15 protein-coding genes and 2 pseudogenes are annotated in these 12,885 nt (G+C 69.8%); 6 read left to right on the top strand and 11 right to left on the bottom strand.

The window, feature by feature from the left end; genetic code table 11:
• Positions 1–196: 196 nt before the first annotated feature.
• The 5 genes and pseudogenes from AC4BDD_RS25680 to AC4BDD_RS25660 all read left to right on the top strand — a co-directional run bounded on the left by AC4BDD_RS25680 (position 197) and on the right by AC4BDD_RS25660 (position 3,800).
• Positions 197–1,120 carry a TIGR03620 family F420-dependent LLM class oxidoreductase gene (locus AC4BDD_RS25680; RefSeq protein ID WP_490687818.1) on the top strand — a complete coding sequence of 308 codons (924 nt, stop codon included), beginning with the start codon at positions 197–199 and terminating at the stop codon, positions 1,118–1,120.
• 263 nt (positions 1,121–1,383) lie between these two features.
• Entirely contained in the window at positions 1,384–2,163 is a 780-nt protein-coding gene (locus tag AC4BDD_RS25675) for a hypothetical protein (protein WP_490687817.1), read from the top strand.
• Positions 2,164–2,252: 89 nt separating this feature from the next.
• The gene (locus AC4BDD_RS25670; protein WP_490687816.1) at positions 2,253–2,723 is read left to right on the top strand and encodes a hypothetical protein; all 471 of its coding nucleotides are present in this window, start codon (positions 2,253–2,255) and stop codon (positions 2,721–2,723) included.
• A gap of 297 nt (positions 2,724–3,020) precedes the next feature.
• Positions 3,021–3,443: pseudogene (locus tag AC4BDD_RS25665) on the top strand (helix-turn-helix domain-containing protein); the annotation flags it as partial.
• A 156-nt stretch (positions 3,444–3,599) separates the two neighbouring features.
• Entirely contained in the window at positions 3,600–3,800 is a 201-nt protein-coding gene (locus AC4BDD_RS25660; protein ID WP_490687815.1) for a DUF1737 domain-containing protein, read from the top strand.
• A 233-nt stretch (positions 3,801–4,033) separates the two neighbouring features.
• Here the strand turns inward: AC4BDD_RS25660 and AC4BDD_RS25655 are convergent, their stop codons facing one another.
• The 4 genes and pseudogenes from AC4BDD_RS25655 to AC4BDD_RS25640 all read right to left on the bottom strand — a co-directional run bounded on the left by AC4BDD_RS25655 (position 4,034) and on the right by AC4BDD_RS25640 (position 7,381).
• Positions 4,034–5,275, bottom strand: coding sequence for an SMI1/KNR4 family protein (locus AC4BDD_RS25655; RefSeq protein WP_490687814.1), 1,242 nt, complete (start codon positions 5,273–5,275; stop codon positions 4,034–4,036).
• 359 nt (positions 5,276–5,634) lie between these two features.
• Entirely contained in the window at positions 5,635–6,294 is a 660-nt protein-coding gene (locus tag AC4BDD_RS25650) for an MSMEG_1061 family FMN-dependent PPOX-type flavoprotein (RefSeq protein WP_490687813.1), read from the bottom strand.
• 83 nt (positions 6,295–6,377) lie between these two features.
• Positions 6,378–6,449 (bottom strand): annotated as a pseudogene (locus tag AC4BDD_RS25645) (nitroreductase); the annotation flags it as partial.
• Positions 6,450–6,643: 194 nt separating this feature from the next.
• Positions 6,644–7,381: an SDR family oxidoreductase gene (locus AC4BDD_RS25640; protein ID WP_490687812.1), complete on the bottom strand. Its 738-nt coding sequence runs from the start codon at positions 7,379–7,381 to the stop codon at positions 6,644–6,646.
• A 92-nt stretch (positions 7,382–7,473) separates the two neighbouring features.
• On the opposite strand from AC4BDD_RS25640, the gene AC4BDD_RS25635 reads away from it, so the two are divergent.
• Entirely contained in the window at positions 7,474–8,337 is an 864-nt protein-coding gene (locus AC4BDD_RS25635; protein WP_490687811.1) for a LysR family transcriptional regulator, read from the top strand.
• 166 nt (positions 8,338–8,503) lie between these two features.
• On the opposite strand, the gene AC4BDD_RS25630 is transcribed toward AC4BDD_RS25635, so the two are convergent.
• From AC4BDD_RS25630 to AC4BDD_RS25600, 7 genes are all read right to left on the bottom strand, one after another.
• The gene (locus AC4BDD_RS25630; protein WP_490687810.1) at positions 8,504–8,854 is read right to left on the bottom strand and encodes an ArsR/SmtB family transcription factor; all 351 of its coding nucleotides are present in this window, start codon (positions 8,852–8,854) and stop codon (positions 8,504–8,506) included.
• A gap of 258 nt (positions 8,855–9,112) precedes the next feature.
• Complete coding sequence (locus AC4BDD_RS25625; RefSeq protein ID WP_490687809.1) at positions 9,113–9,463, bottom strand: zinc ribbon domain-containing protein YjdM; 351 nt, start codon at positions 9,461–9,463, stop codon at positions 9,113–9,115.
• Positions 9,464–9,512: 49 nt separating this feature from the next.
• Positions 9,513–9,908 carry an STAS domain-containing protein gene (locus AC4BDD_RS25620; protein WP_490687808.1) on the bottom strand — a complete coding sequence of 132 codons (396 nt, stop codon included), beginning with the start codon at positions 9,906–9,908 and terminating at the stop codon, positions 9,513–9,515.
• 37 nt (positions 9,909–9,945) lie between these two features.
• Positions 9,946–10,359, bottom strand: coding sequence for an ATP-binding protein (locus AC4BDD_RS25615; RefSeq protein WP_490691934.1), 414 nt, complete (start codon positions 10,357–10,359; stop codon positions 9,946–9,948).
• Complete coding sequence (locus tag AC4BDD_RS25610) at positions 10,359–10,766, bottom strand: pyridoxamine 5'-phosphate oxidase family protein (protein ID WP_490687807.1); 408 nt, start codon at positions 10,764–10,766, stop codon at positions 10,359–10,361. Before AC4BDD_RS25610 ends, AC4BDD_RS25615 begins: the two co-directional genes overlap by 1 nt.
• Positions 10,763–12,511, bottom strand: a complete 1,749-nt coding sequence (locus tag AC4BDD_RS25605; protein WP_490687806.1) for a SulP family inorganic anion transporter — start codon at positions 12,509–12,511, stop codon at positions 10,763–10,765. Before AC4BDD_RS25605 ends, AC4BDD_RS25610 begins: the two co-directional genes overlap by 4 nt.
• Positions 12,508–12,849 carry an ArsR/SmtB family transcription factor gene (locus AC4BDD_RS25600; protein WP_490687805.1) on the bottom strand — a complete coding sequence of 114 codons (342 nt, stop codon included), beginning with the start codon at positions 12,847–12,849 and terminating at the stop codon, positions 12,508–12,510. Before AC4BDD_RS25600 ends, AC4BDD_RS25605 begins: the two co-directional genes overlap by 4 nt.
• Positions 12,850–12,885: the final 36 nt, after the last annotated feature.

Raw genomic sequence — 12,885 nt, 5'->3', positions numbered from 1 at the left:
GCAAGGAAGACCCCGAGCCGCTCCCAGGCTGACCTCCCGAACTGCCGACCGCAGGTGCGGGTCGAGTGACCGAGCCGAGCTGGTGTCGTTCCGGCCGGCGTGGGGCGAGCTCCGGCGGGGACCTCCCGGACGGCCCCTAGCGGTAGCGGTGGCCGTACGGATAGGAAGGGCCGTGCCGACAAACAGGAGGAAGCCGATGGAGCTGGGGACGTTCGGGATCTGGAGCTTGGCCTTCACTCACGGCGACCCCGGCGAGGCCGCGGATGCCGCCGCGGAGGCCGAGGAACTCGGGTACAGGACACTGTGGCTCGGCGGTTACCCCGGCGGCAGTCCGCGGGGCGACCTGCTCAGCGCGGCCCGGGTGTTGGAGGCGACGCGTCGGGTCACCGTGGCCAGTGCTTGCGTCTCCATCTGGGGCCAGCCCGCGGAACACCTGGCCGGTGCGTACGGCGCACTGCCAGCAGGTGATCGGGAGCGGTTAGTGGTCGGCCTGGGCGTCAGCCACGGCGAAATCGTCGACACCTACCGGCGGCCCTACACCGCGATGGCCTGCTACCTGGACGGACTGGATTCGGCGGCTGTCGCACTCCCCGCCTCCGCACGGCTGGTCGGGGCGCACGGGCCCCGGATGACCCGGCTGGCGGCCTCCCGGAGCCTTGGCGTCCACCCGTACCTGGTCGACACCGAGCACGTGGCCAGGACCAGGGAACTGCTGGGGCAGGGGCCGTTGCTCGCCTTGGGTCAGACCGTCATCCTGCACGCCGACCCCGGCACGGCACGCGCCCGGGCGCGGGACGCGCTCGCCCCGTACCTGCCCATGGCCAACTACCGGTCCGCGTGGCTGCGGTCCGGATTCACCGAGGAGGACCTCACCGGCGGAGGCAGTGACCGGCTCATCGACGCCCTCTTCCTCTGGGGGAAGCCTGAGGACATAGCGGCAGGGCTCGCGGAACGTCACAAGGCCGGCGCCGACCACATCGCCGTGCAGATCGCCACCGACTCGCGTGGCACGTTCGCCCGAGGCGGCTGGCGCGAACTCGCGGCCGCGCTCCTCACCCTCGGCACGTCCGACGAGTCAGACACCCGGGACCCGTCGGACATGTCCCAGTCGGCGCGCTGACCACTTCCGTCGGAACAGCGGGGGAGGCAGGGGCTGCGGACCCCGCACGAGGCCCGACGGCGCCGGCCGTTTCCCCCGGCCAGGGGACGTAGGTGCCACGGTACGAGGGCGTGCGGGAGGTGGCTGATCATCGGCCCGGCCGTCGGGATGTGCCGTCAGTCCTTTGACCGGGTGGCGCTTGGACGGAGGACGGGGGAAGAGAGCGGGTCCGCGTGGTGCAGTGTGGGCCTGTGATAACCCCGACAGCAGGGAGCGTTTCTTCGATGACCACACAGCTCGCACGCCCGGAGCGCAGCGGTCCCAAGACCGCCTCGGTCATGGATGTCTCGCCGTTCAAGCCTTCTCTCGTCAAAGCGGTGTTCAGGGACGTGACCTCGATGCACGTCTCTCGGTCGGCCGCGTGGACCGCCGCTTCGGTGACGCGGACAGTGCTGACGGAGATCATCGACGGCGCGAGGAGAGCGGCGTCGGAGGAGGCCCGGAGGAAACTGATTCCCGGGGACCTTCTCGCGGCGATCGACCGGAACATCGAGCTCGAGGTGGGGAACAAGTGGTACGACCACAGCCCGACCTTTCAAGGCATGACCGGCGTCCTGTACGACGCCGAGGGTGTCATCGTGCCTTCTCGCAAGCGCAGCAGGTCGCGCAAACCGAGTGCGGTGGTCGGCGCCCACAGGTTCGAGGCCGGGGTCAAGAAGCTGCTGCGGAGCCGGGGGGCGACGGCCGTCCCAGCGATGGTCCGCGACCTGGACGGAATCGCGAGCGTGTTCCTGACAGACCTCGCCCGGGACGCGGCCATGGTCGTCCGCGAGGGCGGGGTCAAACGTTTCGGTACGGTCACCCCAGTGATATCGGGCGAACCGGCCCCACCCCCGTTCCCCAAGGATTCCCTCCAAGCCCTGTCCACCCGCAGGGGGGACGGGCGGACCATCGGCAGGGATGACATCCTGGCCGCCACCACGATTCAGTTGTTCGGCGGCAACCTCAGACAGCGAGCCCTCACCGAAGCACGCGAGGCGACACAGACCACTTCGGCCGGCTGAGCGGGTGCGACCAATACCGCTGGCGCCCCGGCCCTCCTCAAGGGGTGGATCGATGTTGAGAGACTCCACCTATGGGATCTTGGGGAACCTTGGGGCCGGCGCTGTTGTCTCTCGCAGGGGTTGCGCTCGGCGCGGTCGGGTCGCTGTTTGGTCAGTACCTCGTCTCGCGCGCGAGCACTCGACAGCTCGAAGTCCAGGAATCAGCCGCTCACCGGGCAGAGCTCAAGGAAGCGGTCCTGAAGTTCGTGAGGATCGCGTTGCAGGTGGAGAAGGTCGCGCTCACCCGCCCGGACGCCGGCGACACCGCGACCGATTCCGAGCTCGGCCAGCTCGTCGATGATCTGTGGCTTGCTCAGGCCGAGATCGACCTGGCGGCCAGGAGCGAGCCCTTGCGGGGCGCTACCTATCGTTATGCGTCCCGCCTTGCCGAGGCGGCCCGAGGCGAGATAGCCGATGCGTCGGCGATGCGCGGGCCGCAGATCCAGTTCATGGACGCCGCGTATGGAGACATGTGGCCCGGCCAACGACGGGCGGATGGGGATCTCAGCTCACCTCGGTGAGACGATCTCGCTTGGGCTGGTGTGATCACGGCGCGGGAGCCGTCGTGGGCCGCGTCTGTGTGATCCGTACCTCGCGCGTCAGCGCCGACTTCGGCCAGGCCGAGAAGCGGTCCGAGGACGGCTCGACCGCGATCGTGCAGGTCCGCACGGAGGACAAGCGCCTGACCGCGGGTTCCGCCGCGCTCATCTTCGATATCGGAAAGGCAGGACACCTCATGTCCGTTCGATCCGTGCTCACCGTTACCGCTGCCGTCCTGATCGGCGGTCTCGCGTTCACCGAACCGGCCGCCGGGACGCGCCACCACCCACTGGCGCAGCGCCGCCCGGTTCGCCGCCGCCTTCCCCGAGGTGCAGGTGGATCCGGACGTGCTTTTCGTGGACCACGGCGACGTGGCGACCAGTCCCGGGACCGGCGCGGGTATCGACCTGTGCCTGCACCCGGTGCGCTCCGACCACGGCGCGGCGTACGCCGCCCAGATTGCCCGGCGCATGGTCCTGCCGCCGCACCGGGAGGGCAGCCAACTCCAGTACGCCGCCGCACAGCCCGCAGCGGCCAGGGCGGACGAGTCGTTGGCGCCACTGCTGGAACAGACCGATCTTCCGGTGGAAGCCATCGCCTCCCGGGTCGGACTCGCCTCGGCGGTCAACCTGCCTCGCCGCTTCCGGGCACATGTCGGCACCACCCCCGGCGCTTACCGACGGACCTTCAGCGAAGCCTGATGACGCAGCTGGGCGTTCCCGCACAAGGGGGCGGGCGTGTCGCGGGTGCAACGGGAGCAGTAGCCAGCGGCCGGATACTCCGACCCGGGAGCGATTGCTTCGGGGCGAAATGGCCCGTCGGCTCTGCGAGCGGGTGCGTCTGGGATCCTTCTTCCCATGAGCACACCACCTGACGGATTGCCGATCTACCGAGTCTTGACCGGGCCGGATGACGCCACGTTCTGCCGGCGTGTGAGCGAACTGATGGATCTTGGCTACGAGCTGCACGAAGGCCCGGCCGTCACCTTCAACGGTGAGAGTGTCATCGTCGCTCAGGCACTGGTCTGGCCGACACGGGCGTCGAACCCCGGTGCGTAGCGGAATTCGCGATCAGTCGTGACGTGAGAAGGGCCGCACGAGTTGGGCGAGTTAGCGAGTTGTGACGCAAGCCTGGGTGAGCCTGTTCCCATCCTGCTCTGTCCGGCATCTGTGCGACATCCCGTGATCCCGTGAGTTCCCCTGAGTCACGGTGAGCCCTCAACCAATGCGGACAGGGGGGGTCTTAGGCGCTCCCCCCACCTTCCCGGGCACGCCTGCGGCCGCGGCTCCGCTCATGACCCGCCGGACAGTCCACAGGAGCCTCGCCGCATGGAGAGAACCTCCCGCCCGCGCTCCTCGGTGATCAACTCGGCCAGGACGGGATGGGCCAACAGGACGACAGGGGCTATGTGATCCTCACTGACCGGACGCCACAGCTCCAGAGCTGCGCGGAGCTCGGGCCACAGGGCATCGTTCTGGAGGTCCGGGTCGGGTCCGAGGCGATCGAGTACGCCGCGCACTGCCGCGTCGAACTCAGCGTTCCCGAAGCTCAGCCGGTCCGGGTCGAACAGACCGGGCTTGAAGTCGGCGGCGATCGACTGGGACTCCTCCGGGCCGAGCGTCTTGAGGAAGGACAGGGTGGAGCTCTGGCCGTGTATGGCCTGCCGGTGTTCGGCGTAGAGCAAGGGGAGCAGTTCCTGGCTGAACAGCGGGTCCCGCAGAAAGCCGACCCGCTCCTCATCGACGAGGGCGATCTTGCTCAGGGGAACGGTGTACCAGTCGCCGAGCATGGCCAGCATCTGGAAACGCAGCAGGTGGGCTCGGCTGCTGCCGAACCTGGAGGCTTCCTCCAGCACCGCCAACGGCCCCTCGACCGCTCCACCGAGCGCGGCGAGCCGGGCCCGCTCCACCTCGGCGTCCCAGTGGTCGCGCGTCTCGCCCTCCGGCCGGCGGAGGGTGTGGAAAGAGGTGTACTGGTCGTACATCAGGTCGTAGAAGGAGTCGAAGCGCTCCGGTCCCATCCCTGACCACGACGCGAGCCAGTATCCGGCCCACTCGCCGCGCTCGTCGACGTCCTCGGGGTCGAGGAGCATGATCGCGGCGTCGCCGTCGAGAGACAGGCGCAGGGAACGGGCGAGGATCGCCCCCTCGGGCTCCAGGTCCTCGTCATCGTCGGCGAACTCGGTGTCGCTGTAGGCGTCGATCCAGCCGGAGTCCCCGTCGGTATCTGCCAGCCAGGCCAGTTCGGAGGCGCCGGCGAGCCGGTAAATAAAGTTCCCCGCGTCCCGCCACCCGTTGGTGGTCAGCAGGAACTCGCGGAGCGAGGGCGGCAACGTCCGGCCCAGGCGGGCCTCGGCTGCCGCGACCTCATCCGCGCTCGCCGGGGCGAACCCGAGCCAGCCGTCCTGTACGACCTCGTCGTCCAAAGGTGCGTCCCGCTCGGGGTCGTGCCCGACGATCCACTCCTCGCTCCACAGTTTCAGGAACGGCCGCCACTGCTCGCGGTTCATGCGCTGCCCTTTCACGTCGAACATCGTCGAACGTCACTGCGTCAACGACAGCACATGGGTCTGACAATCCACCTGCCCACTCCGCTTCGACAGCCCACCCGCCACACACGACCGCAAACCATCCAAGTTGTGACCGGCAGGGCCTCGGCGGTCCTCGCATCCCGCACAACCGTCCTCGCCATGGATGTGGCCGGCCATCCACGTGTTCACGGCGACGTTGACGATGACGCCATACAAGTCACCGCCGGTCTGTTCCAACGCGTCAGGAACACCGGCAAGGATGAGGGCCGGCTCAGGATTGTCGACGCATGGCGTCGGCGCCTTGCCCGCCCCCGACCTCGGTGCTTCTCTCCTCGAAATCCCGTTGCTGCCGGGTCGGCCCGTCACTCGTACCGGTACTTCAGCGAATCCGCCTCCACCTGCTCGATGTCAGCGATCGTCAGCTCCGGCATCCGCAGCTGGGCCAGCGTCACCTCGGCCGAGGTCGGCTGGGCGTCCGCCGGCAGCCAGTGCTCCGGCTTCCAGGCCCCGCTGCGCAGGAGCGATTTGGGGCAGTGCGGGTAGACCTCCTCGATCCCCAGCACCAGCGCGCTAGCCGGAGGTTTGCCCACGGCGGTCAGCTGCGAGAGCAGCTCCGGGCGGGTGGAGACGCAGGCCCGGCCGTTCACCCTGAGCGTCGTGGTGCGCCCCGGGATGACGAACAGCAGCCCGGCCCGGCCGGTGGCGATGACGTTCTGCAGGGTGTCCAGACGCTTGTTGCCGGTCGCGTCCGGTATCGCCACTGTCCGTGTGTCCAGGACGGCGACGAACCCGGCGGGGCCGCCACGCGGGGAAACGTCACAGTTGCCCTCGGTGTCCGCGCTGGCGACCAGGACGAGCGATGAGCATTCAATCAATCGCTTGGTTTGTTCGGTGAGTTCGGTCATCTGCTTGCGTATGGCCGTGTCCTTGGGCAGTTCGTAGACCCGGCGCAACGCGTCCCGATCGGGCACGGCGTCGAGGCGGAGGGAGTCGAAGGCACTGCCGGCAAGGGATGTCGTCATGCCAGCGACCCTAATGGGCCGCCCTGCGACTGATCTTGGTCGGTGGGTGCGGGGACTTGGAGATGGTCGCGGCTGCTGTTCGCCTCTTTGGGTACCGGCTCATCGCTGAACGCCCGCACGGCCCGGCGACTGTCCACAGCTTCATACACGTCCACGTGGTTCTCGTCCTCTCACTCAACGACAACCACCTCTCCACCCTCTTGAGCACGGGCTGGAGGAGTTCATCGGCGGGGCAGGGGGACGACGCCTGCGGTGGGGCTGATTGTGCTCAGCTGGCGGCGGAGCCGCTGGTCCGTCCGCACCGTTTCGTGGACCCGCCGGGGCTTCGTCGGCTCAGGGCAGTCCGTGGTCACCAGGGGACGACGCCGTCGTCCTCGAAGAACGAACCGCTCGGGCCGCCGTCGGGCAGTGTGGCGAGCCGGATCGCTGTGGCCGCGCCCTGTTCGGGGGTGCGGGATCCGTGGAAGCCTGTGAAGTCGGTGGCGACCAGGCCCGGGCAGGCGGCGTTGATCAGGATGTTCGTACCGGTGAACTGCCGGGCGTACTGGACGGTGAGGGCGTTGAGGAACGACTTCGACGGCGCGTAGGCCGCCATGACCGGGCCGATCTCGGTGTCGGGGTCCGCCTGCCGGGTCAGGGAGCCGACGCTGCTGGAGACGTTGACGATACGTGGCGAGGCCGAGCGCCGCAGCAGTGGCAGCATCGCGTTGGTCACCCGGACGACACCCATGACGTTGGTATCCACGACCGTGCGGAACACCTCCAGGTCGAGCGCGGTCGGGTCCTGCTCCCACCCCGGGCCCATCTCGCCCGAGATGCCGGCGTTGTTGACCAGGGCGTCCAGGCGCCCGGCCAGCCATTCGACCAGTTCCGCGGCATCGGTGACGCTCCGGTCGTCGGTCACGTCCAGCGGTACCCCGAACGCGTCCACGCCGAGGGCGCGCAGTTTTCCGACGGCGGTCTCGCGTCGGGTCTCGTCGCGGGCCCCCACACCAACGCGGTACCCGAGGCTGCCCAGCCCGGCCGCGATCTCATACCCGATGCCCTTGTTCGCGCCGGTCACCAGCGCGATCATCGTTTCGCTCATGCTGATGATGGTGGCCCTCGGACGAATGGCGCGGCCAACACCGATCCGGTGCCCTGTCATACCCGCCAGGTATCACCACGTATGCTGCGGCCGTGGACACCCTGGAGACCCGCGAGTTGAGGTACTTCGTGGCCGTCGCCGAGGAACTGCACTTCGGGCGCGCCGCCGAGCGTCTCGGCATGGCCCAGCCGCCGCTGTCGCGGGCGATCCAGCAGCTCGAACGGCGCCTCGGGGTCTGCCTGCTGCAGCGCAACCGCCGTGGTGTCCGCCTGACCGATGCCGGAGAGGTGCTGCTGCACGAGGGCCGGGCGGCCCTCGACGCGACCGTCGCCGCCGCTCGCCGAACCCGGCGCGCCGGCGGTGCCGACAGCCCCGGCGGCCCCCGCAATCGGCTGGTCCTCGCGGTGAAGGCCGCCGCCTCCCACGAACTGCTGCGGAAGCTTCTCGACGCCTACGCGGCGGAGCCCGACAGTGCCGAGATCGAGGTGCTGCCGTGTGGCATCTGCGAGCAGGAAGAGCTGCTGCGCGACGGACGCGCCGATGTCGCGCTCATGCACACGCCGTGGAACTCCCTCGCCGGGTTCGACAGCGAGGCACTGACGACCGAGGGGCAGGTCGCCGTCCTGCCGGCCGGGCACCCCCTCGCCGCCCGCGAGACCCTGTCCCTGGCCGATGTCAGGGACGTCCCCGATCTGCCGCTCGCCCGCTGGCCCACCCATGGCACCTACGCACCCGGCCCGGGCCCCGAGATCCACAACCAGACGCAACTGGCCCAGCTGATCGCCCTCGGACGCACCGTGGCGGTCGTCCCCGACTCCGCCCGCTCCTGGCTGTGGGCCGAGCACACGGCCGTCCCCTTGACCGACGCACCTTCCGTCGTGACCCACATCGCCTGGCCCGCCCACAGCCGCTCCCTCACCCTGGCCGGCCTGGTCCGCACGGCCACCCGGCTATGACCAGGTCCTGCCCCCATCGGTCAGCCTCCGGGACGGCTCAGAGACCACCGGGGTCCGCGGGACCGGAGAAGCGGACCCACGGGACCGGATCATCTGGGACAGCGAGCGAATCGGACCAGATCATTCGGATCAGATCATGAGGAGACGCACCGGTCACGGGCCGCCGCTACGACGGCGGCTTCCCCTCCGTTTGGGCCGCCTCCAGGTCTGCGAGCAGCTCCGCCTGGCCAGCCAGCACGCCGGAGAGGATGGCGCGTGCGACCCGCAGAAGCTCCGCTACCCGGGGGCTGGTCAGTGAGTAGTACACGGTCGAACCCTCCTTGCGGGTCTTGACCAGGCTTGCCCGCCGCAGCACGGCCAGCTGCTGGGACAGGTGTGCGGGCTCGATGCCCACCTCGGGCAGCATCTCGGAGACAGCGTGTTCACGCTCGCTCAGCAGCTCCAGGACCCGGATACGCGCTGGATGGCCCAGCGTCTTGAAGAACTCGGCCTTCAGCTGGTACAGCGGCGTACTCATCGTGCCGTCCCCTCCCCGGCACAACAGCACGGCCCCGCCGGCCGCAGCTCGGCGCATCGCATCCACCCACTCGTCAAGAACATGCAGACATCCTCGCCTGAAGCACCGGCCGCGCCGAAACCGCGGGCGAGAAGCCGGGCCGCCACCCTGTGAGGGAGTCGGCGACCGGCCCGCTCAGCCACAGCGCCCCTTAGGCCGTGCGAACGCTGAGCCGCCCGGGACGTCGTCCCGGGCGGTTCAGCACAGCGCAGTGTCGGATCACGCCTTCTTGACCACGCTGGACTTGAGCTGCATGGCCCCGAAACCGTCGACCTTGCAGTCGATGTCGTGGCCGTCCACGCCATCGACCAGGCGGATGTTGCGCACCTTGGTACCCGCCTTGATCCCCGACGGGCTGCCCTTGACCTTCAGCGTCTTGACCACCGTCACGGTGTCACCGTCGGCGAGCACGTTGCCGACCGCGTCCCTGATCACCTTGTTCCCGGGGCTGTCTGCGGATTCCTCGGACGGCGACCATTCATGCCCGCACTCGGGGCAGACCAGGAGCGTGCCCATCTCGTAGGTGTAGGTACCGGAGCACTCGGGGCAGGGGGGAAGGTTGTCACTCATGGCACAAGAATCTTTCAGTCAGTGAGCGGATACGTGGGTCGGATGAGGGTCAGGTGGGCCAGCCGTCGGTGCGCCACGCCTTCTGCCCCTCCTCGGGGGCAAAAGGGCGCCGGGCTTGGGCGGCGAGGGCGGCGGCCAGGTCGCAGTGGACGGGGATGCGCGGGCAGTCGCCGGGCGGGACCAGCGAGCCGTCGGCGGGGATCGCCGCCAACTCCAGGCTACGGCCGGCCCCGGCAAGACGGCGTGCGGCCTCGGTGATGGCCAGCTGGCCCTCGGCGGACCAGCTGCGCAGCGCGGTCAGGTCGAGGATCACCGGTCCGGTGCCGCGGGCGACGACCCAGCCGACCGCGCCGCCGAAGCGACGGACCGCCTCGGGGCCCAGGTATCCGGCGACCGAGAGGATGCCGAGACCCCGCTCGCTGGTGTAGCGCCACTCGATGGTCATGCGCGGAACTTCCTTGCGTGTTGCCGGGCCGTTGAGGTCAACGGGGGAGGACGATCCAGATGTTCTTGCCGTCGGCGTCGCCGTGCACGGCCGCGGTGCCGCCGAACTGCCCGGTGAGTTCCATGACCGTGCCGAGACCGCCACCGGTGCCGACGGCCAGGTGCAGCGGCGGCTGATGAGGGTGACGGTCGTGGACGGCGAAGGCCAGGCGGCTTCCATTTGCCGTATACATCACCGTGATATGCGGGGAGATCTCGGCGGCGTGCCGGACGCTGTTGGTCACCAGCTCGCTGAGAATGAGCAGCGCCGCGTCCACGACGGGCCGGTGCAGATCTACCCCCCACTCGACCAGCACCTGTTCGGCGGTCTCGCGGGCATGACGGACGGCGGACGGCTCGTTGGGCAGGGTGAGCACGTGCCGGTACGGAAGGACGTCGAGAACCTGGGCCATCATCTCTCCCCGCGGGCGAGGCGGAAGCCGGTGACCGTCTTGGGGTGCAGGCGCAGCACGGTGTCGTGCGGGCCATGTATCCAGCCAGTGAGGGTGCGCCGGTAGTGGGCCGCCTCGTCGCGATCGCCGATCACCTCGGCGGAGCCGGACAGGGTCACTGTCCAACCGGTGCCGGTGACGACCCGGATCTCGTCCACCTGGTACGTGACCGCCTCTGGCACGACGGCCGCCTGTGCGGGGGCCCGGACGATCAGACGCCCGTACTCCCACACATGCCGGGCAGGCCGTACGAGGGTCTGGCCCCGCAACGGGTACACCAGCCGTCCCATGCTGCTGCCCTCCACCAGCCACAGGGCCTCCGCACCGGAGACCTCGACCATGCGCAAGGCGGCGGGGGGAAGGCTCATCGCACAGCCTCCTCTCTGAATTCGGCAGACTTCCCGGCGTTGGGGATCCTCTTCCGGACACCGCCACTCGCGGACAGGACTCCCGCCTGCTCCAGGTGATCGCGAGCAGCGCGGATCGCCTCCGGGGTGGTGGCGTAGTCCCGGTCGTGGTGCCGCAGCAATTCCAGCGCGCCGACGGAGCCCAGGACCTGGCGCTGGCCGGACCGGATGCCGGAGGCCAGGACGAGGATGCCGCGCCGCGTCAGCTTCTCCACCGCGTCCTTGAGGACCAGCGCACCGGTGGCGTCCATCGTCGACACCCGCGACATGCGCAGGATGACGACGCGTACGTCGGCCACCTCGGTCACCTCCAGCAGGAAGCGGTGCGCGGCGGCGAAGAACAGCGGCCCGTCGATCCGGTACGCGACGATGTGCTCGGCCAGCAGCGCGTGTTCCTCGGCGCTTCGATCAGCGCTGTCGAGGGGCACCTGGCCGAAGCGGGCCTGTTTGGCCACGGCGCGCAGCGCGAGGGCGCCCGCGACGACCATGCCGACGATCACCGCGTACACGAGGTCCAGTGCAACCGTCGCGGCGGCGGTCAGGACGAGGATCAGCGCGTCCGAGCGGGTGGCTTTCGCCATGGCCTTCAGCGAGCCGACCTCGACCATGCGCACCGCGGTGGCCAGCAGCACGCCGGCGAGAGCGGCGAGCGGGATCTTCGACACCAGGGGCGCTGCCGCGAAGACGATCACAGCGAGGATCGCGGCGTGGGTGAGGGCGGCCAGCCGGGAGCCCGCGCCCGTGCGGACGTTGACCGCGGTCCGGGCGATCGCGCCGGTCGCGGGCACCCCGCCGAACAGCGGGGCGGCGATGTTGGCCAGGCCCTGGCCGAACAGCTCGCGATCGGGGTCGTGCTTGTGCCCCACCGCCATGCCGTCCGCCACCGAGGCGGACAGCAGGGACTCCAGGGCCGCGAGAGCCGCCACCGCCACGGCCGGGGCAAGCAGGGCGCCGAGCGAGCCGAGGTCCAGGAAGCCGAGCGAGGGCGCTGGGAGCCCGGACGGAAGGTCGCCGATCGGCCGCGCCGCGTCCAGGCCCGCGACCTGGGCGACGATGGTGGCTGCGATGACCGCGAGGATGGAGAACGGGACAGCCGGCCGCAGACGGGCGCCCACCAGCATGACCGCGGCCACCGCGACCGCGAAGCCGACCGCCGTCCAGTTCGGCTCCTTCGCGAACTCCTCGACGGCCCGCCAGGTCACCACCAGCACGCGGTCACCCTCGGGCTTGGGCACACCAAGCGCGCCCGGGATCTGCTGCAGGCCGATCACGCAGGCGATACCGACAGTGAAGCCCTCCACCACCGGTGCGGGCACGTACCGCATGTACTTGCCAGCCCGCAGTAGGGCCAGCGCCACGAGCATCACGCCCGCCATCAGCCCGACGGTCAGCACGCCGGTCGGACCGTACTCGCCGACGATCGGCACCAGCACCACGGTCATGGCCCCGGTAGGCCCGGACACCTGGAGGTCGGACCCGCCGAACAGCGCGGCGAGCGCGCCGGCGACCACGGCCGTCGCCAGTCCCGCCTCGGCTCCGAGACCGCAGGAGACGCCGAAGCCGAGCGCGAGCGGCAGGGCCACGACCGCCACGGTGAGGCCGGCCAGCAGGTCCCGCCGGGGGCCGCGTCCCATGTCCGCCATGTCGGCGCGAGTGGGCAGAAGCGCGGTGAGCCGACCCGTTGCCCGGCTGATCGCCGAGGTCATCGCTCGGCGACCTCGGCTCCCCGCAGCTCGGCCAGCAGCTCGTTCCGCCCGGCGAGCATCTCGGTGAGGATCCGCCGCGCGGCCCTCATCAGGTCGGCCACGTCCCCGCCCGCCAGCTCATAGACGACCGTCGATCCTTCCCGGGTGGCCGTGACGATCCCGGACCGACGCAGCACCGCCAGCTGCTGCGACAGGCCCGACGGCTCCACCTCGATGGCGGCCAGCAGGTCACGCACCGGTTTCGGCCCGTCCTGCAGCAGCTCCAGCACCCGTATCCGCACGGGGTGCCCGAGCATCCGGAAGAACTCGGCCTTGGCCTGGTACAGCGGAACGGACACGACCCCTTCAATCTCCCCGACGGCACCCATGCCGGG

Source organism: Streptomyces sp. JLBT605 (assembly GCF_058215555.1).
This window is presented reverse-complemented; position numbering and strand designations above follow the sequence as displayed.

Coding starts and splice junctions, on each gene's coding strand:
- AC4BDD_RS25650 (WP_490687813.1), bottom strand. CDS start 6,294: ATGACGACATCCCTTGCCGGCAGTGCCTTCGACTCCCTCCGCCTCGAC.
- AC4BDD_RS25610 (WP_490687807.1), bottom strand. CDS start 10,766: ATGAGCCTTCCCCCCGCCGCCTTGCGCATGGTCGAGGTCTCCGGTGCG.
- AC4BDD_RS25640 (WP_490687812.1), bottom strand. CDS start 7,381: ATGAGCGAAACGATGATCGCGCTGGTGACCGGCGCGAACAAGGGCATC.
- AC4BDD_RS25615 (WP_490691934.1), bottom strand. CDS start 10,359: ATGGCCCAGGTTCTCGACGTCCTTCCGTACCGGCACGTGCTCACCCTG.
- AC4BDD_RS25620 (WP_490687808.1), bottom strand. CDS start 9,908: ATGACCATCGAGTGGCGCTACACCAGCGAGCGGGGTCTCGGCATCCTC.
- AC4BDD_RS25680 (WP_490687818.1), top strand. CDS start 197: ATGGAGCTGGGGACGTTCGGGATCTGGAGCTTGGCCTTCACTCACGGC.
- AC4BDD_RS25605 (WP_490687806.1), bottom strand. CDS start 12,511: ATGACCTCGGCGATCAGCCGGGCAACGGGTCGGCTCACCGCGCTTCTG.
- AC4BDD_RS25630 (WP_490687810.1), bottom strand. CDS start 8,854: ATGAGTACGCCGCTGTACCAGCTGAAGGCCGAGTTCTTCAAGACGCTG.
- AC4BDD_RS25660 (WP_490687815.1), top strand. CDS start 3,600: ATGAGCACACCACCTGACGGATTGCCGATCTACCGAGTCTTGACCGGG.
- AC4BDD_RS25625 (WP_490687809.1), bottom strand. CDS start 9,463: ATGAGTGACAACCTTCCCCCCTGCCCCGAGTGCTCCGGTACCTACACC.
- AC4BDD_RS25675 (WP_490687817.1), top strand. CDS start 1,384: ATGACCACACAGCTCGCACGCCCGGAGCGCAGCGGTCCCAAGACCGCC.
- AC4BDD_RS25655 (WP_490687814.1), bottom strand. CDS start 5,275: ATGTTCGACGTGAAAGGGCAGCGCATGAACCGCGAGCAGTGGCGGCCG.